Here is a 17060-nt window from a genome sequence, read left to right as displayed (position 1 = left end):
GGCGGGGGCGGATCGCCGTACGAACCGGGTTCGATCTGGTCCCGTGGAGGGAGGCGAGCAAGCGTCGGGCCGGACGATACTGCCGACGTGAAGCGGTACGTCAACCTCGCCGTCACCGTGGCCGCCGTCGCCGCGACGGTGCTGCCCGCGCTGGCCGGTGGACCACGCGCCTGGTGGGTGCTGCCGCTCGCGGTGCTGTCGTCGGTCCCGGTGCTGTGGCGGGACCGGGCGCTGGTTCCCGTCGCCGTCGTCGTGGGCGTCGCCACGACCGTCTCGGCCGCGCTCGGCGCACCCCCGCTGCTGCCGGTCGGCCCGCTCGTCTGCCTCTACACGTTCGCGGCGCGGTCGTCCCTGCCGATCCGCCTGCTCGGCATCGTGCTCACCGCGGCCGGCCTGGTGGTGTCGCTGCTCCATCCGCACCCGGACGTGGAGGTGCTGCGGTACCTGTCGGTCGCCTACGTCTTCTCGTACGCCCTGGGCACCAGCGCCCGCGCCCGCCGCACCCAGGCCACCGCCCTCGTCGAACGCGATCGTCGGGTCGCTGGTGAGCGGGCGGCGGCCGTGTTGCGGGAGCGGGCCCGCATCGCCCACGACCTGCACGACATCCTCACCCACGCGGTCGGCGTCATGATCGTCCAAGCGGAGGCGGGGCCGCTGCTGGTCCGCCCCCACCCGGACCGCGCCGACGCCACGTTCGCCACGATCGCCGCCACCGGGCGCGACGCGGTCGTCCAACTCCGTCGCGCGGTCGGCAGCCTGCGCGAGCCCGCCGACCACCCGCTCGACCAGCCGGGCCTGGCTCACCTCAGCGCCCTCGTCGACCGCGTGCGCGCCACCGGGCTGGACGCCGTCCTCACCGTCGCGTCCGGACCGTCGCAGTCCGTCGGCGGAGCGCCTTCCGAGCCGCCGGCCGGACCTGACGGCGGGGTGCCGGTCGAACCGCCCGCGGACGTCGGGGTCGCCGCCTACCGGATCGTGCAGGAGTCCCTGACCAATGTGGTCCGCCATGCCGGGGCGGGATCGGTCCGCGTCCTGTTGGCCCACACCGCGGAGGCGCTCACCGTGTCGATCACCGACGACGGTCACGGCGATCGGGCCTCCGGCGCCGACCGGCCCGGCTACGGGATCGTCGGCATGCGCGAGCGAGCCCAGGCCTGTGGCGGGACCCTGCGCACCGGTCCCGCCGCGGACGGTCGCGGCTTCACCGTCACCGCCACCCTGCCGCTGCGGGCACCGGCGGTGGCCTGATGCCGGGAGTCGCCGTCATCGCCCCGCCGCCCTCGACGCCGGTGCCGTGCTGATGCTGCGCGTCGTCCTCGCCGACGATCAGGACCTGTTCCGGGCCGGATTCGCGACGATCCTCGGCGCCGAGCCGGACATCGAGGTGGTCGCCGAGGCCGCCGACGGCGCGGACGCCGTGCGTGCCGCAGTCGAACACCGACCCGACGTCGTCCTGATGGACATGCGGATGCCGGTCCTCGACGGCGTCGCCGCGACCCGCCAGGTCTGCGCCAGTACGCGGAGCCGGGTCCTCGCCCTGACCATGTTCGACACCGACGACTACCTGTACGCGGCGTTGCGCGCCGGCGCCAGTGGCTTCCTGCTCAAGGACGCCCCCCGAGCCGAGCTGGTGAACGCGGTCCGCGTGGTCGCCGCCGGCGACGCGTTGCTCGCCCCCGGCGTCACCGCCCGCGTGATCGGCGAACTGCACAGGCGTGGTCACCCGGATCCGGCCCGGGCCGCCGCGGTGACCGCGCTCACCGCTCGCGAGACGGACGTGCTGCGCCTGATCGCGGCCGGTCTGTCCAACGCCGAGATCGCCGCCCACCACCACCTGAGCGAGCACACGGTGAAGACGCACGTCGGCAACCTGCTGGCCAAACTGCACCTGCGCGACCGTGCCCAAGCGGTGATGGTCGCCTACGAGTCAGGTCTGGTGATTCCCGGCCACTGACGTGACCGGCCGGCGGGTCCGCTGCGCGGGAGGCCCGCCGGCCGGAGGGGGTGCGCCGGTTACAGGGTGCGCGCCAGCCGGTCGGCGAGCGTCCTGGTGAAGCGGGCCGGGTCGGTCAGCTCGCCGCCCTCGGCGAGCACCGCCAGGCCGTAGAGCAGCTCGGCGGTCTCGGTCAGGGCGGTGGGGTCGGTGCCCTGCTCGTGGGCCTTGCGCAGCCCGGAGACGAGCGGGTGACCGGGGTTGATCTCCAGGATCCGCTTGGTCGCGGGGATCTCGTGCCCCATCGCCCGGTACATCTTCTCCAGGGTCGGGGTGAGGTCGTGGGCGTCGCCGACGACGCAGGCCGGCGAGGTGGTCAGCCGCGACGACAGGCGGACCTCCCGGACACTGTCGGTCAGGGTGGTGCCCAGCCAGTCGAGCAGCGCCGCGAACTCCTGTCGCTGCTGCTCGCGCTCGGCCTCGGCCTGCTGCTTCTCCTCGTCGGTGTCCAGGTCGATCTCGCCCTTGGCGATCGAGCGCAGCGGCCGGCCGTCGTACGTGCCGACCCGCTCGACCCACACCTCGTCGACCTGGTCGGTGAGCAGCAGCACCTCGTGGCCCTTGGCCCGGAACGCCTCCAGGTGCGGAGAGTTCTCGATGGCGGCGCGGGACTCGCCGGTGGCGTACCAGATGTCGCTCTGGCCGTCCTTCATCCGCGCGACGTAGCCGGCCAGGTCGGTGGGCTCGGCCGGGTCGTTGGTGGAGGCCACCGACAGGATGTCCAGCAGGGTGTCCCGGTTGTCGGTGTCGTCGATCAGCCCTTCCTTGACCACCGCGCCGAACTCGGTCCAGAAGGTGCGGTAGCGCTCGGCGTGGTTGGCCTTCAGGTCCTTGACCGTCGCCAGGATCTTCTTGACCAGGCGGCGGCGGACGATCTGGATCTGCCGGTCCTGCTGGAGGATCTCCCGGGAGATGTTCAGCGACAGGTCGTGCGCGTCGACGACACCCTTGACGAAGCGTAGGTAGGTGGGGACCAGCGCCTCGCAGTCGTCCATGATGAACACGCGCTTGACGTAGAGCTGGACGCCTCGGCGGCCCTGCGGGGAGAACAGGTCCAGTGGGGCGTGGCTGGGCAGGAAGAGCAGTGCCTCGTACTCGAAGGTGCCCTCGCCCTTCATGTGCACGACCTCGAGCGGGTCGGCCCAGTCGTGGCTGACGTGCTTGTAGAACTCGTTGTACTCGGCGGCGTCGACCTCGTCGCGGGGCCGCGCCCAGAGCGCCTTCATGGAGTTGAGGGTCTGCACCTCGCGGGTGGCGGCCTCGCCGTCGGCGCCGGGGCGCTCGACGCTCATCCGGATCGGCCAGGCGATGAAGTCGGAGTACCGCTTGACGATCTCGCGGATGGTCCACTCGGCGGTGTAGTCGTGCAGGTTGTCCTCGGTGTCGACGGGCTTGAGGTGCAGGGTCACGGTGGTGCCCTGCGGCGCCTCGTCGACGGCCTCGATCGAGTACGTGCCCTCGCCGGTGGACTCCCACCGGGTGCCGCCGGTCTCGCCGGCCTTGCGGGTCAGCAGGGTGACCCGGTCGGCGACCATGAACGCGGCGTAGAAGCCGACGCCGAACTGGCCGATGAGGTCCTGCGAGGCGTGGGCGTCGGCGGATTCGCGCAGTTGGCGCAGCAGCTCGGCGGTGCCGGACTTGGCGATGGTGCCGATCAACTGGACGACCTCGTCGCGGGTCATCCCGATGCCGTTGTCCCGCACGGTGAGGGTGCGGGCGTCCCGGTCGACCTCCAGGGCGACGTGCAGGTCGTCGGTGTCGGCGACGAGGTCCTTGTCGACGAGCGTGGCAAGCCTCAGCTTGTCCAGCGCGTCGGACGCGTTCGAGATGAGTTCCCGCAGGAAGACGTCCTTGTTCGAGTAGATCGAGTGGACCACCAACTGGAGGAGCTGACGCGCCTCGGCCTGGAACTCCAACGTCTCGGCCTGATTGCTCACACCGTCTCCCTTCTCGGCTCGTGCGGATGTTCGCGGAAAGGATACGAGCCGTCACCGGCCGCGTGGTGACCGCATCCCGGTCGTATTCCCGATCGGGACGGGTCGCCGGCGTGAGATGGCTGACTTTGGCATACAGAAGTCAGGTGGGATAGCGTCACCGCCATGAAGATCGCTGGAAGCACCGCCCTCGTCACCGGCGCCAACCGTGGCCTCGGCCGACACCTGGCCGCCGAACTCCTCGCCCGGGGCGCCACCGTCTACGCCGGCGCCCGCAACCCCGACACCGTCGACCTGCCCGGTGTGACGCCGGTCCGCCTCGACATCACCGACCCCGCCTCGGTGGCCGCCGCCGCCAAGCTGGCCGGCGGCGTCAACCTGCTGATCAACAACGCCGGCATCGACACCCGGACCGACCTCCTCGACGGCGACCTGGACCTCGTCCGGCTGGAGCTGGAGACCCACTACATCGGCACCCTGTCGACCATCCGGGCGTTCGCGCCGGTCATCGCCGGCAACGGCGGCGGAACCATCCTCAACGTGCTCTCCGTGCTGTCCTGGTTCGGCTCCCCGACCCACGCGGCCTACAGCGCCGCCAAGTCCGCCGAGTGGGCGATGACCAACGTGCTGCGCGTCCAACTCGCCGACCGGGGCGTCCGGGTCTCCGGCCTGCACGTCGGCTACCTGGACACCGACATGGCCGCCGACATCACCGGCCCGAAGTCCGACCCGGCGGCGATCGCCCGGATCGGCGTGGACGGCATCGAGGCCGACGCGTACGAGATCCTCGCCGACGACCTCAGCCGCCAGGTGCAGGCCGGGCTGGCCGGTGGCGTCGCCGCGCTCTACCCACAGCTCCCCTGACCCACGCCGCGACGGGCCGCCACCGGGAGAACCGGTGGCGGCCCCTTGTCGGCTACCCGGTCAGCTCGCCAGCAACGTCACATCGTCGAGCACGAAGCTGGTCTGCAACGACGAGTCCTCGCTGCCGGTGAACCGCAGCGTCACCGTCTGCCCGGCGAACCCGGCCACGTTGAGGCTGCGCTGGACGTAGCCGGCGGCGGCGTTGAGATTCGAGTACGTCGCCAGCGTGGTCGAACCCACCTGCACGGTGAGCCGGTCGTACGCCGTGGAACCGGTGGTCTCGGCGGTGTCGATGTGCAACCAGAACGACAGCGTGTAGCTGGAGCAGCCGGCCGGCAGGGTCACCGACTGCGCCAGGTTCTCGGTGCGAATGCTGCCGTACCCGTTGAGCCACGCCTTGTACGACCCGGTCCGGGGCGGCTGGCCGCTGGCGTTGGTGATCACGCCGGAGGACGCGGTCCACGGCGTGCTGCCGTTCTCGAACCCGCCGTTTCCGACCACCTGACCGCCGGCGCAGCTCGGGGTGCCGCCGCCGACGGCGAGCTGCCACAGCGCGTACGCGACACCGTCGGCCGCCCGGTTCAGCACTGTGGCGCTGACGTTGGCGGTGGTGTCGCAGGCCCGGTGGTAGCACGGGTCGTACGCGGAGTTGGCCGTGCCGCCCCACTTGGCCGCCTGGGAGCTGGTCTTGCGGGCGCTGGCGCCGGCCGCGTAGCCGGAGGTGGGGATGCCGGCCTGCTGGAAGTAGTAGTCGTCCGAGCGACCCTGGCCCTCGACGTTCTCCTCCGGCGACAGACCCAACGAGTCCCAGTACGCCTTCAGCGGCGCCGCCGTGGTCGAGGTGACCCGGTTGATGAAGTAGCCGCCGTTGATGGAGCCGACCATGTCGAAGTTGTAGTAGCCCTTGACGTATCCGCGCTGGGTGGCGGTGAGCGAGTTGACGTAGAACCGGGAGCCGTTGAGCCCCTGCTCCTCGTCGGTCCACCAGGCGAACCGCACCTTCTTCGTCATTGTCGGGTTCTGCGCGGCCAGGACCAGCGCGTTCTCCAGCAGGGTCGCCGAGCCGCTGGCGTTGTCGTTGATGCCCGGTCCGGCCGAGACGCCGTCCAGGTGCGCGCCGAACATGACCACCTGGTCGGTCGGGCCACCCGGCCACTCCGCGATCAGGTTGTTCGAGGGGTACGTGCAGGTGGAGCAGTACTGCTCGGTGACGGTGTAGCCGGCCGACTGCAACCTGGTCTTGACGTAGTTGAGTGAGGCGGTGTAGCCGGCCGAGCCGGCCCGCCGGTTGCCACCGTTGCTGCTGGCGATGGAGTTGAACTGGGCCAGGTGGGCCTGGACGTTGGTGACGGAGATGTCCGGTGCGGCCAACGCGGCGGCGGACGCGGCGATCGGCCGGGCCACTGTCGCGGTGGTGGTGGGCGACGCGGTCACCGGCTGGGCGGCCAGCGTCACCGTCATCCCGGCGAACACGGCGAGCGCGACACCCGCGCTCAGCGTTCTGCCTCTCATGGGAGCTCCTCGGGGTTGGAGAGATACCCGAGACACTTACAGATGTCGATGTGGAGAGCATCGGTCGTTCGTCCCGAACCGCCACCGCTTCGACGGTAGGTACCGGCGGCGGCACAGGTGAGTAGAGGTGCCAGGATGGGTAGGTAACGCCAGCAGGGGTCGTTGGGCCCGGAACGGGGGCTTGCGATGGGGCCGGATCAAGCGTGACAGGACCCGGCACCGACCTGTTCACCGGCGGAGGTGACACCGGCCGGCTGATGGCAGAGCTGAACTGGGCCCGCACCCCACTCGGGCCGGTGACCGGCTGGCCGCAGAGCCTGCGCGACGCGGTCCGCATGGTGCTCTCGTCCCGGTACCCCATGCTGCTGCTCTGGGGGGAGAGCTTCTCCCAGCTCTACAACGACGCGTACTCCGCGCTGATCGGCGACAAACACCCGGCCGCGCTCGGCGACGACGTCCGGGTGACCCTCGCCGAGGGCTGGGACGTCCTCGCCCCGCTCATCGAGCAGGCCACGGCGACCGGAGTCGCGAGCTGGGTTCCCGCCCTGCGGCTGCTGCTGGAGCGGGCCGGCTACCGCGAGGAGGCGTACTTCAGCGTCTCGCACGCCCCGGTCCGCGACGACGACGGCCGCACCGTCGGCATCCTCACCGTGTGCAGCGAGGTCACCGAGCAGGTGGTCGGCGAACGCCGGCTGCGACTGCTGCGTGACCTGTCCGTTCTCGGCGACGGACGCACCGTCGACGTACACGCCACCAGCGCCCGGCTGACCGACGCGATCGAGAACCACCCGCTGGACGTGCCGTTCACCGCCATCTACCTGCGGGACGGCACGATGCTGCGGCGCGTCGCCTGCACCGGCGGTGACCAGGGGTACGCGCGCGCCCTGCCGGACAGCGTCGAGCTGGCCGAGCCCGGCCCGGTCGCGGACGCGTGGGGGCTGGCGGACGCGGCGCGGGGCCGACCGACCGCGGTGCCCGACGCCGCCGACCGGCTGTCACTGCCCGGCGGCCCGTGGGGCGACCCGGTCCGGACCGCGCTGGCGCTGCCGCTGCCCGCGGGCGGCGAGGATCAGCCGCTCGGCGTCCTGCTGGCCGGGGTCAGCCCCAGCCGAGGGCTGGACGAGGCGTACCGATCCTTCTACCAACTCCTGGCCCAGCAGATCGCCGTGGCGCTGCGCAACGCGCAGGAGTACGAGCAGGAGCGGCGCCGGGTCGAGGCGCTCGCCGAACTGGACCGGGTGAAGACCGACTTCTTCGCCAACGTCAGCCACGAGTTCCGCACCCCCCTGACCCTGATCCTCGGCCCGCTCACCGACGCCCTCACCGACGCCAGCGCGCCGCTGCCGGCCGTGCAGCGGGACCGGGTGGAAACCTCCTGGCGTAACGCCACCCGACTGTTGACCCTGGTCAACAGCCTGCTCACCTTCTCCAGCCTGGAGGCCGGGCGGGCCCGCAGCGACGCCCGTGTGGTCGATCTGGCGGCGCTCACGACCGAACTCGCCGGCGTGTTCCGGTCCGCCGTCGAGCGGGCCGGGCTCACTCTCGAGGTGGCCTGCCCGCCGCTGCCCCGGCCGGTGGCGGTCGACCCGGTCAACTGGGAACGCATCGTCACGAACCTGCTGTCCAACGCCTTGAAGTACACGTTCATCGGCCGTATCCGGGTGGCCCTGGAAGCCGACGACGAGGAGGTCCGCCTCACCGTCGCGGACACCGGCATCGGCATCGCCGAAGCGGACCTGCCGAAACTCTTCGAACGCTTCCACCGGGTCCGGGGGGCCCGCGCCCGCAGCCACGAGGGTACGGGCATCGGCCTGGCCCTGGCGTACGAGTTGGCCCGACTGGAGGGTGGCACGGTCCGGGTGACGAGCAGCGTGGGTGTCGGCAGCACGTTCACCGTGGCGCTGCCCTGGTCGGCGGCGGGCCGCACGGCGGGGACCGGGCCGTCGCCGGCCGGACGGGGCGACGCGGCCCGCGCCACTGTCGAGGAGGCGATGGGCTGGCTCACCGAGCCGGGCGGCGACCCGACAGTGCCCGACGACGTGTCCGGTCCGGCCGTGGACGAGCTGGCCGGCGCACGGATCCTCATCGCCGACGACAACGCCGACATGCGGGCGTACCTCAGCCGGCTGCTCACCGGGCAGGGCTGGCGGGTGCGGGCCGTCACCGACGGCCGGCAGGCTCTCGACGAGGTCCACCGCGAACCGCCGGACCTGGTCCTCACCGACGTGATGATGCCGGTGCTCGACGGTTTCGACCTGGTCCGCCGGCTACGCGCGGACCCGGCGACCCGGGCCCTGCCGGTGCTTGTGCTCTCCGCCCGGGCCGGCGGGCAGGCCAGCGTGGAGGGCCTGAACCTGGGCGCGGACGACTACCTGGTGAAGCCGTTCGCCGCGGCGGAGCTGATCGCCCGGGTCCGGGCCGGCATTCGGCGGGCCCGCAGCCGCCCGACCGGCGACGCCACCGCACCGACTGCCGAGCCGGCGCGGCCCGAGCCGGTCACCACCGTCGCGCCGCCCCCGGCCGTCGCGCCCGGGCGGGACGCGCCGGTGCTGACGCAGGCCCCGACCGACCGGAGCCGGCTGGGCGACCTCCTGGACGTCGGGTGGACCTACCCGTCGGCACCCACCTCGGCCGCGGCCATGCGTCGGGACGTCCGGCTGACGCTCGGCGACCTCGACGTCGACCCGGACGTGTTGGAGGACCTCCAGCTCGCCGCGTCCGAGGCGATGAACAACGCGGTCGAGCACGCGCAGCGGCCCAGCCGTCCGGAGGTGCGGGTCCGGCTTCAGATGGGCGGCGGGCTGATCCGGATCTCGGTGCGGGACTTCGGCACCTGGCGGGACCGCCGGCCGGCGATGGACCGGGGACGCGGCGCGTTGCTGATGAACGCCTACGGCGACGTGCGGCTGGTCTCGACCGCCGAGGGGACCACGGTGACCATCGAGCGCCGGCTGACCGACCCGGCCTGAGCAACGTTTACCGGCCCGGCCTGAGCGACCAGGTGGTGCGTCAGAGTCGGCGGCCGCTGGCGTCGCGGGCGATGATGCCGTCGAGCCGTTCCCCCGGGGCCAACTGGGTCGGCTCGAACCAGAACACCACCACCTGCTTGTCGAGACTCCACCGGGCCAGCCGGGCGTCGACCTGCCGGCCGTCGACAGTGCCGATGATCCGCTGGGCGGGGCCGACGAAGTAACCGAAGGTCGGCACCGGCGCGGTCGAGGAGCGCTCGTCGTAGCCGATCTCGTGGAACCCCGGCCTGCGGTCGGACCCCTCGACGTCGTTGACCAGGATGTCGGTGGTCAGTGCGCCGTCCGGAGCCTGGCGACCGGCGGCCAGCCCGGTCGTCACCTTCGGCGCACCGGGCACGGACACCCCGACGACGTAGTACACCCGCCGGTCGGTGCCGTGTCGCACCCCACTGTCGATCACCTGGCCCAGCGGCTTCGGGGGCGGCACGTCGCGGGCCACCGTCGGCGGTGGCGTGGCCGCCACCGGGTCGGGGACCGTCGGCGAGACGGCGACCGATGGCGGAGCGACGGCGACCTGCGGTGGGCGCTCGGGTGCGGGCGGATCGCCCGGCCGGGCGACGACCCCCACCGCGACGACGGCGGCCAGCCCGACCGCGAGCGTCGCCGCCCCCGCTCCGGCAACCCGCCGACGGATCCGTAGCCGCCGCCCCTCGCGCATGACCAGGTCCAGGTCGAGCATGGTCTCGGGGCGCTCGGTCGCCCGCATGGCGTCGCGGAGCTGTTCCCACTCGCTCATCGGCGCGCCTCCGTGTCAGCCGTCCGCGGCGCGGCGGTGCGCAGCTTCTCCAAGGCTCGCGAGCTGGTGCTCTTGACCGTGCCCACGGATACGGCGAGTTCCCTGGCCACCTGCGCCTCCGGAAGGTCGAAGTAGTAGCGCAGCACGACGATGGCTCGCTCACGAGGGCTCAGCGCGCCGAGGATGGTGATCAACCAGCGCCGGGTGGTCACCTCGTCGGCCACGTCGCCGTGCCGCTGCTCCGGCACCTCGTCGGTCGGGTACTCCCGTATCGGTCGTCGCCACCCGTCGACCAGGTGGTTGACCAGGGTGCGGCGGGCGTACCCGTAGGCGTCGTCGTCGTGGACCCGCGACCAGGACGCATAGGTGCGGGCCAGGGCGGTCTGCGCGGCGTCCTCGGCCTGGTGGTGGTCGCCGGTCATGAGGAACGCGGCATGCACCAGACGCGCGGACGCCGCTCTCGCGAACTCGACGAACTCCGCGTCACCCCGCGCCACCCTGAACCCTCCCCCGTGCCACACCGCTAGGGACGGGCGAGGCCACGAAAAGGTTGAGCCGAAATCGCCTCAACTTTTCCCAGTGGTCACCCGTCTTCTCCTCCGCGCCGCCGCCGATCGGCGCCCGAGGGGAGAGACATGCCGACGAAGGTTACCCGCCGGTGGCGTACCGCCTCAGTGGCGTTACCGCTGGTGGTGGCGCTGCTCACCGGGTGTGGGCTGCCGGCCGCCGGGCGGACCGGCACCGATCCCGTCGCCGCCGGGCAGCCGCCCGCCGGGCCGGCCGCGGTCACCGCCTCCGGTCGGCCGACCGGAGTCGCCGGTGTGCCGCCCAGTTCCGCGCCCGTCGTCGACGTCACCTACCCCGCCACCGGCGGCAACCGTTGGACGACGGCACCCGCCGAGGCGGCACCCACAGGCGCGCCCGGCGGTCGGTTGCTGCGCTACCGGATCGCCGTGGAACGCGACATCCGGGGTCTGCCGGTGGGCGACATCGCGACGGCGATCTCCGCGACGTTGAACGACCCCCGCGGCTGGACGGCCGGCGGGACGTGGCGGCTGCGTCGGGTGGGCGCCGGCGATCCGACCGACTTCACCATCTACCTGGCGACCCCCGGCACCCGCGACACGCTCTGCCAGGACGTGCCCGACGCCTACACCTCGTGCCGCAACGGTGGCCGGGTGGTGCTCAACGTGGCGCGCTGGGTGAAGGGGGTGCCCGGCTACGGCGCGAGTCTCGCCACCTACCGGGAGTACATGGTCAACCACGAGGTGGGGCACAAACTGGGGTTCGGTCACGAGCGGTGCCCCAGGCGGGGCCGGCCGGCGCCGGTGATGCAGCAGCAGACGTTGGGCCTGCACGGCTGCACCGCGAACGCCTGGCCGTACCCGACGGGCACCGACCGCTACAGCGGGCCGGTCGGGGCGTACGACGACGACATCCCGCGGCGCGAGGGCGCGTACCCGGCGTAGTGAGCCCGGGGCCGTGCCTCAGGTGGGGCGACCGCGCTCGCGGGCGAGCCGCTCGTCCAGCCGGCCCAGCTCGTAGACGGCGTTGAGGCTGGTCGGCAACCGGCTGACATTGTCCGGCAGAGGGCCGGGATCCGGCCCCGGAGCGGGAGCCGGCCCCGGAACGGGGTCCTGAGCAGGCACGGCGGCGGGCCGGCGGCGGCGCAGGAGCAGCAGCGCCAGCACCACCAGGACGGCCAGGACCAGGAGGTAGGACACCGGCGGCCAGCCGTCGAAGGCCGGGTTGGCGAGCGTCGGCGGGGCAACCGGAGCGGGAGCCGGACCGTCTCGGCGGGGCACGGCTGTCGCACGGGAGCCCGTGGTCTCGCCACCGGCGGGGCGAGCGGAGGCCACCGGAGCGCCCGGGGCGCGGACCGCGGCCGACGGCCCGGCCGGGGTGGGAGCCGCGGTGGGCCGCGCCGGGTTGGCCTGGTCGGGGACCGCTGGCGACCTCGGGGTGGAGGTCGGCGTGGGGGTCGCGGTTGGCGGCGCGCTCGGCGTGCCGCCTAGGTCGAGGAGGTCGTCGACGATCCGGCCGACGCCACCGAGGAGATCAGCGACCGGCCCCGAGGTGGTCGACGGGGTCGGCGCGGGCGCGAGGGCGAGGGTCAGCGCGAGGACGACGACGGCAGGCATCAATCCACCTCCGATATGTCGATACGTCCCGCACCGTACCGCATGGTGGGATCGCGTGGGGTACCGCCGGCACCCGGACAGCGGCGGAGCGTCATACGGGCTTACCCGATGGCTGTTACTCAGCGGTTACGCCACGGCGAAGTGCCAGTGCCGAGGCAGGACGACGGTGACGGCAGAGGGTCACCGGCAACTCCGCCGCCCCGTGACCCCGACTCTCGAACGGAGAACCACGATGAGGATCAGAAGCGCACTGACAGCACTGGTGGTCGTCCTCGCCGGACTGGTCGTCGGCGCGGGCGCCAGCGCCGCGGCCGGCACCACGACCGGGTCGGCGTCCTGCGGCACCACCTGGGGCAGCTCGGAGAAGTCGGCCGGCGCGCTCAGCAGTGCACCGTTGGTCGACGTCCGCACCGGCCGACACGACTGCTACGACCGGGTGGTGTTCGAGTTCGCCGGCCCGGTCGACGGTTACGCCGTCGGCTACGGCGAGACCTGGACCGAGGGTGAGGGGCTGGCGCTGTCGCCGTACACCGCCGGAGGCGCGCTGCTGCGGGTCTCGCTGCGGGCACCGGCGTACGACGACGCCCACCAGGGCACCGTGCCGTACGCGGTCGGCGAACACGTCGCGAACCTGCTGCGTTACCCGACCCTGCGCGACGTCGTCTTCGGCGGCAGCTTCGAGGGCTACAGCACCTTCGCCGTCGGCGTCCGGGCGCGGTTGCCGTTCCGCACGTTCGTGCTGGCCGGACCGGGCAACCACAGCCGGATCGTGCTCGACGTGGCCCACCAGTGGTGATCGGACCCCGACGGTTGCCGGCGCGACTCAGACGTGCAGGGTGGGGCGGTAGACGAGTTCCTGGGAGCGACCGTCGAGCGTCCGGCTCTCGATCAGCTCCAGGTCGAAGTCGGCCGCCCCCGAGAAGATCGGCTCCGTGCCGGTCTGACCGGTGAGCACCGGGAAGATCGTCACCTGGACGCGGTCGACCAGACCGGCGGCCATCAGCGCCCGGTTCATCGACAGGCTGCCGTGCGATCGCAGGGGCACGTCGGACTCCTCCTTGAGCCGGGCGACGACGTCCACGGCGTCACCGGGTACGACTGTCGCGTCCGGCCAGTCGAGAGGGCCTCGCAGGGTGTTCGACACCACCGTCGCCGGGAGGCTCCTCATCCGGGTGACCCAGGCGTCGAGGATCCCGGACTCCTCGGTACTGGCCGCCAGCAACTGCGCGAACACCCGGTACGTGCGGGCCCCGAAGACCATGCGCTGCTCGTCGTCGTAGACGGCAAGGCGGTGCGCGAGCAGCTCGGGGCCCTGCTTACCCCAGTAGCCGCCCCAGTTGCCGCTGGAGGTGCCGAAGCCGTCAAGGCTGGAGAAGACGTCGACGGTGTAGGTGGCGGTCATGATGTGCTCCGTTCACTGGTGAGTTCGGTACGACGGGCCCGCAGATGGGCCCGCTCGGTCTCGTTTGTGGCAAGTGCCATGGCCTGGTCGTAGGCGGCTCGGGCCTCCTCGTCGCGGCCGAGCCGGACCAGCAGTTCGGCGCGGGTGGCCGGCAGCCGGTGGTAGCCCGGGAGGTCGAGATCCGCCAACCCGGCGAGGGCCTGCGCCGGGCCGTACACCTCGGCGACGGCGACCGCACGGTTGAGCGCGACGACCGGGCTCGGTGTGAGCACGAGGAGCTGGTCGTACAGTGCCAGGACCTGCGGCCAGTCGGTGGCGGCGCCGTCGGTGTGCACCGCGCCGATCGCGGCCTGGATCTGGTACGGGCCCGGCTGGTTGCGCCGCAGGCAACGCCGGACCAGGTCGTGCCCCTCGGTGATGAGGGCCCGGTTCCACAGTGACCGGTCCTGGTCGGCCAGCAGCACCAGCTCGCCGGACGGGTCGAGCCGGGCCGGCCGGCGCGCCTCGGTCAGCAGCAGCAGGGCGAGCAGGCCAAGCGCCTCGGGCTCGTCGGGCATCAACGCGGCAAGCTCGCGGGCGAGCCGGATCGCCTCGGCGCACAGGTCCGTTCTGATGAGCGGTCCGGCGGTGGACGCGTAGCCCTCGTTGAACATCAGGTAGAGCACGGTGAGCACGTAGGGCAGTCGGTCCGGCAGCTCGTGTTCGGCGGGTACCCGGTAGGGAATGCCGGCGTCCCGGATCTTCTTCTTCGCACGCACGATCCGCTGCGCGACTGTCGACTCCTGGATCAGGTAGGCCCGGGCGATCTCCGGCACTTCGAGGCCGCCGAGCAGGCGGAGCGTGAGGGCCGTCCGCGCTTCGGGACCGAGCGCCGGGTGGCAGCAGGTGAAGATGAGTCGCAACTGGTCGTCTTTCACAGGTCCCACCTCTCGGGGCTCGTCCTGGTGGTGCAGCAGCAGAGCCTGGGCGTGCCGCGCCTCGCGGGTCGACTCGCGGCGGAGGCGGTCGACGGCCCGGTTGCGGGCGGTGGTGACGATCCAGGCACCGGGGTTCGGCGGCGGGGTCTGCCACTTCTGCAACGCCGTGGTGAAGGCGTCCTGGACCGCCTCCTCGGCGAGGTTGATGTCACCCAGGAGGCGGGCCAGGGTGGCCACGCAGCGGCCGTACTCCGCGCGGTAGATGCTCGCCAGGTCCATCTCGGCGTACCGGATCGCGGTCAGCCCTGGGACAGGTCGTCGAAGGGGCGCACCTCGATCGGGCCGCAGGCCGCCGCGCACTTCTCGGCCCAGGCGAGCGCCTGGTCCAGGTCGGCGCACCTGATGACCCAGAACCCGGCGATGTGCTCCTTCGTCTCGACGAACGGTCCATCGCTCATGGTGGTGGCGCCGTTCTCGATCCGGACGACGGTGGCGCTGTCCGGCGAGCGGAGTCCTCCGCCGAAGACCCAGGCGCCCGCTGCCTGCATCTCGTCGTTGATCCGGTCGGTCTCGGCGAACATGGTCTGCGTCTCCTCGTCGGACGGTTCCGGCGCGCCCTCGACGGAGTGCACGGACAGCAGGTACTGCTTCATGACGGTCCTCCAACGCTTCGATGCTGAGATGACGGCAGTTCAGGCGGCCAGGCGGCGCGCGAGAGCGGGGATCACGATCGTGGCCGCGACCAGGTGGGTGAGCATCAGCAGCGCCCTGGTGCCGGCCCCGGCGTCGACGATGACGTCCGGCACCAGCGACAGGACCGTCAGCGCCACCGTGGTGCGGACGAACGTGCGCCGCGGACGCCCGGCGAAACGGGACAGCAGCGCGGCGAGGAGCACCCCGACCAGCGAGAAGGTGGCGGTCAGCACGCCGAACCCCGACACCGGAATCGGCGCGTCGGCCACGTCGAGGCTGATTCCCGCCGCGTGGCCGACGGCGGCGACGGCCATGGTGGCGGCGCTCGCGGCGACCGTGGCGACGGCCCCGGTACGGATCAGCGCGCCGATTGTCGACGTGCCGGCGGGGGTGGTGGTCGCTGTGGTGGTCATCGTGCCCTCCATCGGGTGTGTGGCCCGTCGCGGTGCCGGGCTCTCACCAGGGCTACGAACTGAACCGACCCCAATCGACAGGCACGCCCACATTTTGTCGAAGATTTTCGACTCCGGCGTCAGACCAGGCAGTCGCGGGACGCGCCAGCCGAAGAAACCCGGCGTCCGGCACCGTGACCGGACCCGTACGCCGGGCTGTCTCCGCGCTGGTTGGCGATCGGACGGAAGGCCCGTTCACCGCCCGGATCTAGGCTCGGTCAGGTGCCTCGTCGGCCAGGTGCCAGACCTCGCGCATCGGGGCCCACCAGTCCCCCGAGCCGGGCTCGGCGATCGACTCCTGACACGGATCGGTCAGCTTCCACCACTCCTGCGTCTGCGGGTCCGCGGCGATCAGCCGTAAGTCGGCCTCATAGTCGTCGCCGACGTACTCGTAGTAGCCGAAGAGCAGGTCGTCGTGCAGGAAGATGGTGTAGTTGCGGAAGTTCGCCTCGCGCAGCGTCTTCTCGACGCTCGGCCAGACGGCGGCGTGTAACCGCAGGTAGGTCTCCCGCTGCTCCGGGCGGAGTCGGATCACGCAGCCATGACGTTTCACGTCGTGCCCTTTCGTGTGAGCTGGTTCAGGGGTGCCGAAGGCACCTGACCGTAGCGGTTGGACGGTGCCGGGAAGGGGGCCAGCCGGCCGCCGATGTCGACCGTTCTGCCAGGACTACGCACCGTGGCCCCGGGTCTACCCTCGGGTGATGGAGGGCCGCGTGCTGGTGGTCGAGGACGACGCCTCCATCCGGGAGGTCACCGCCCTCGGTCTGCGCCGCGCCGGCTTCCGGGTCGACACCGCCGTCGACGGGCGGCACGCCCTCGCGGCGTGGCGAGCCCACCCGGTCGACCTGATCGTGCTCGACGTCATGCTGCCCGGCCTGGACGGCCTGGAGGTCTGTCGGGAGATCCGGCGCACCAGCCAGGTGCCGATCCTGATGCTGACCGCACGCACCGACACGATCGACGTGGTGGTCGGGTTGGAGTGCGGCGCGGACGACTACCTGCGCAAGCCCTTCGACCTGCCCGAGTTGGTGGCCCGGGTCCGCTCGGTGCTGCGCCGGGTGAGCGCGCCGGTCGCGTCGAGCGTCATCGAGGTCGGCGGCCTGGAGATCGACCCGGGCGGCTTCGTGGTCCGTCGGCACGGTCGGGAGGTGGCGCTGACCACCACCGAGTTCCGCCTGTTGCTGGAGCTGGCCCGCCGACCGGGTCAGGTCTTCACCCGGGAGCTGCTGCTGGACCTGGTCTGGAACCACGGCTTCCTCGGCGACTCCCGACTTGTCGACGTGGCGGTGCAGCGGCTGCGCGCCAAGATCGAGGACGACCCCGCGCAGCCACGGCTGGTCCGGACCGTGCGCGGTGCCGGCTACAAGTTGTCCACGGGCTGACGGGA

General features: G+C 72.1%; 17 protein-coding genes. 7 read left to right on the top strand and 10 right to left on the bottom strand.

Going from position 1 to position 17060, the window contains the following annotated elements; genetic code table 11:
* The first annotated feature begins 87 nt into the window (after positions 1-87).
* Together AB0F61_RS24380 and AB0F61_RS24375 are read left to right on the top strand one after the other, a co-directional pair.
* Positions 88-1248 carry a histidine kinase gene (locus AB0F61_RS24380; RefSeq protein ID WP_357813602.1) on the top strand — a complete coding sequence of 387 codons (1161 nt, stop codon included), beginning with the start codon at positions 88-90 and terminating at the stop codon, positions 1246-1248.
* 52 nt (positions 1249-1300) lie between these two features.
* Positions 1301-1954, top strand: coding sequence for a response regulator transcription factor (locus tag AB0F61_RS24375; RefSeq protein ID WP_357813726.1), 654 nt, complete (start codon positions 1301-1303; stop codon positions 1952-1954).
* 59 nt (positions 1955-2013) lie between these two features.
* Here AB0F61_RS24375 and htpG read toward each other — a convergent pair whose 3' ends face one another.
* The gene (gene htpG, locus AB0F61_RS24370; protein WP_357813598.1) at positions 2014-3930 is read right to left on the bottom strand and encodes a molecular chaperone HtpG; all 1917 of its coding nucleotides are present in this window, start codon (positions 3928-3930) and stop codon (positions 2014-2016) included.
* Positions 3931-4092: 162 nt separating this feature from the next.
* Here htpG and AB0F61_RS24365 point away from each other — a divergent pair, with 162 nt between their 5' ends.
* On the top strand, positions 4093-4791 hold the full coding sequence (locus AB0F61_RS24365) for an SDR family oxidoreductase (protein WP_357813596.1): 699 nt from the start codon (positions 4093-4095) through the stop codon (positions 4789-4791).
* 60 nt (positions 4792-4851) lie between these two features.
* Here the strand turns inward: AB0F61_RS24365 and AB0F61_RS24360 are convergent, their stop codons facing one another.
* Positions 4852-6303, bottom strand: a complete 1452-nt coding sequence (locus AB0F61_RS24360) for a M28 family peptidase (protein WP_357813594.1) — start codon at positions 6301-6303, stop codon at positions 4852-4854.
* Between the two features lie 203 nt (positions 6304-6506).
* Here AB0F61_RS24360 and AB0F61_RS24355 point away from each other — a divergent pair, with 203 nt between their 5' ends.
* Entirely contained in the window at positions 6507-9272 is a 2766-nt protein-coding gene (locus AB0F61_RS24355) for an ATP-binding protein (RefSeq protein WP_357813591.1), read from the top strand.
* Between the two features lie 40 nt (positions 9273-9312).
* On the opposite strand, the gene AB0F61_RS24350 is transcribed toward AB0F61_RS24355, so the two are convergent.
* Together AB0F61_RS24350 and AB0F61_RS24345 are read right to left on the bottom strand one after the other, a co-directional pair.
* Entirely contained in the window at positions 9313-10068 is a 756-nt protein-coding gene (locus AB0F61_RS24350; protein ID WP_357813589.1) for a hypothetical protein, read from the bottom strand.
* On the bottom strand, positions 10065-10565 hold the full coding sequence (locus AB0F61_RS24345) for a SigE family RNA polymerase sigma factor (protein ID WP_357813586.1): 501 nt from the start codon (positions 10563-10565) through the stop codon (positions 10065-10067). Before AB0F61_RS24345 ends, AB0F61_RS24350 begins: the two co-directional genes overlap by 4 nt.
* Positions 10566-10703: 138 nt before the next feature.
* Between AB0F61_RS24345 and AB0F61_RS24340 the strand changes: the two genes are divergently transcribed.
* Entirely contained in the window at positions 10704-11537 is an 834-nt protein-coding gene (locus AB0F61_RS24340) for a DUF3152 domain-containing protein (protein ID WP_357813584.1), read from the top strand.
* A gap of 18 nt (positions 11538-11555) precedes the next feature.
* Here the strand turns inward: AB0F61_RS24340 and AB0F61_RS24335 are convergent, their stop codons facing one another.
* A complete protein-coding gene (locus tag AB0F61_RS24335; RefSeq protein WP_357813582.1) occupies positions 11556-12209 on the bottom strand; it encodes a hypothetical protein in 654 nt (217 codons plus the stop codon).
* A gap of 232 nt (positions 12210-12441) precedes the next feature.
* Here AB0F61_RS24335 and AB0F61_RS24330 point away from each other — a divergent pair, with 232 nt between their 5' ends.
* Positions 12442-13005: a hypothetical protein gene (locus tag AB0F61_RS24330; RefSeq protein WP_357813579.1), complete on the top strand. Its 564-nt coding sequence runs from the start codon at positions 12442-12444 to the stop codon at positions 13003-13005.
* Between the two features lie 27 nt (positions 13006-13032).
* Here AB0F61_RS24330 and AB0F61_RS24325 read toward each other — a convergent pair whose 3' ends face one another.
* The 5 genes from AB0F61_RS24325 to AB0F61_RS24305 all read right to left on the bottom strand — a co-directional run bounded on the left by AB0F61_RS24325 (position 13033) and on the right by AB0F61_RS24305 (position 16208).
* The gene (locus AB0F61_RS24325; protein ID WP_357813576.1) at positions 13033-13611 is read right to left on the bottom strand and encodes a dihydrofolate reductase family protein; all 579 of its coding nucleotides are present in this window, start codon (positions 13609-13611) and stop codon (positions 13033-13035) included.
* Positions 13608-14807, bottom strand: a complete 1200-nt coding sequence (locus tag AB0F61_RS24320; protein ID WP_357813574.1) for an RNA polymerase sigma factor — start codon at positions 14805-14807, stop codon at positions 13608-13610. The genes AB0F61_RS24325 and AB0F61_RS24320 overlap by 4 nt, the downstream gene beginning before the upstream one ends.
* A 20-nt stretch (positions 14808-14827) precedes the next feature.
* On the bottom strand, positions 14828-15181 hold the full coding sequence (locus tag AB0F61_RS24315) for a YciI family protein (protein WP_357813572.1): 354 nt from the start codon (positions 15179-15181) through the stop codon (positions 14828-14830).
* Between the two features lie 39 nt (positions 15182-15220).
* Complete coding sequence (locus tag AB0F61_RS24310; RefSeq protein ID WP_357813569.1) at positions 15221-15634, bottom strand: DUF6069 family protein; 414 nt, start codon at positions 15632-15634, stop codon at positions 15221-15223.
* A gap of 247 nt (positions 15635-15881) precedes the next feature.
* Positions 15882-16208, bottom strand: coding sequence for an L-rhamnose mutarotase (locus tag AB0F61_RS24305; protein ID WP_357813566.1), 327 nt, complete (start codon positions 16206-16208; stop codon positions 15882-15884).
* Positions 16209-16374: 166 nt separating this feature from the next.
* Here AB0F61_RS24305 and AB0F61_RS24300 point away from each other — a divergent pair, with 166 nt between their 5' ends.
* Positions 16375-17055 carry a response regulator transcription factor gene (locus tag AB0F61_RS24300; protein WP_357813563.1) on the top strand — a complete coding sequence of 227 codons (681 nt, stop codon included), beginning with the start codon at positions 16375-16377 and terminating at the stop codon, positions 17053-17055.
* Positions 17056-17060 lie beyond the last annotated feature (5 nt).

Source organism: Micromonospora sp. NPDC023888, assembly GCF_040639415.1.
GTDB lineage: Bacteria > Actinomycetota > Actinomycetes > Mycobacteriales > Micromonosporaceae > Micromonospora.
Note: the sequence above shows the minus strand (reverse complement) of the source record. Positions and strands in the feature narration are given on the sequence as shown.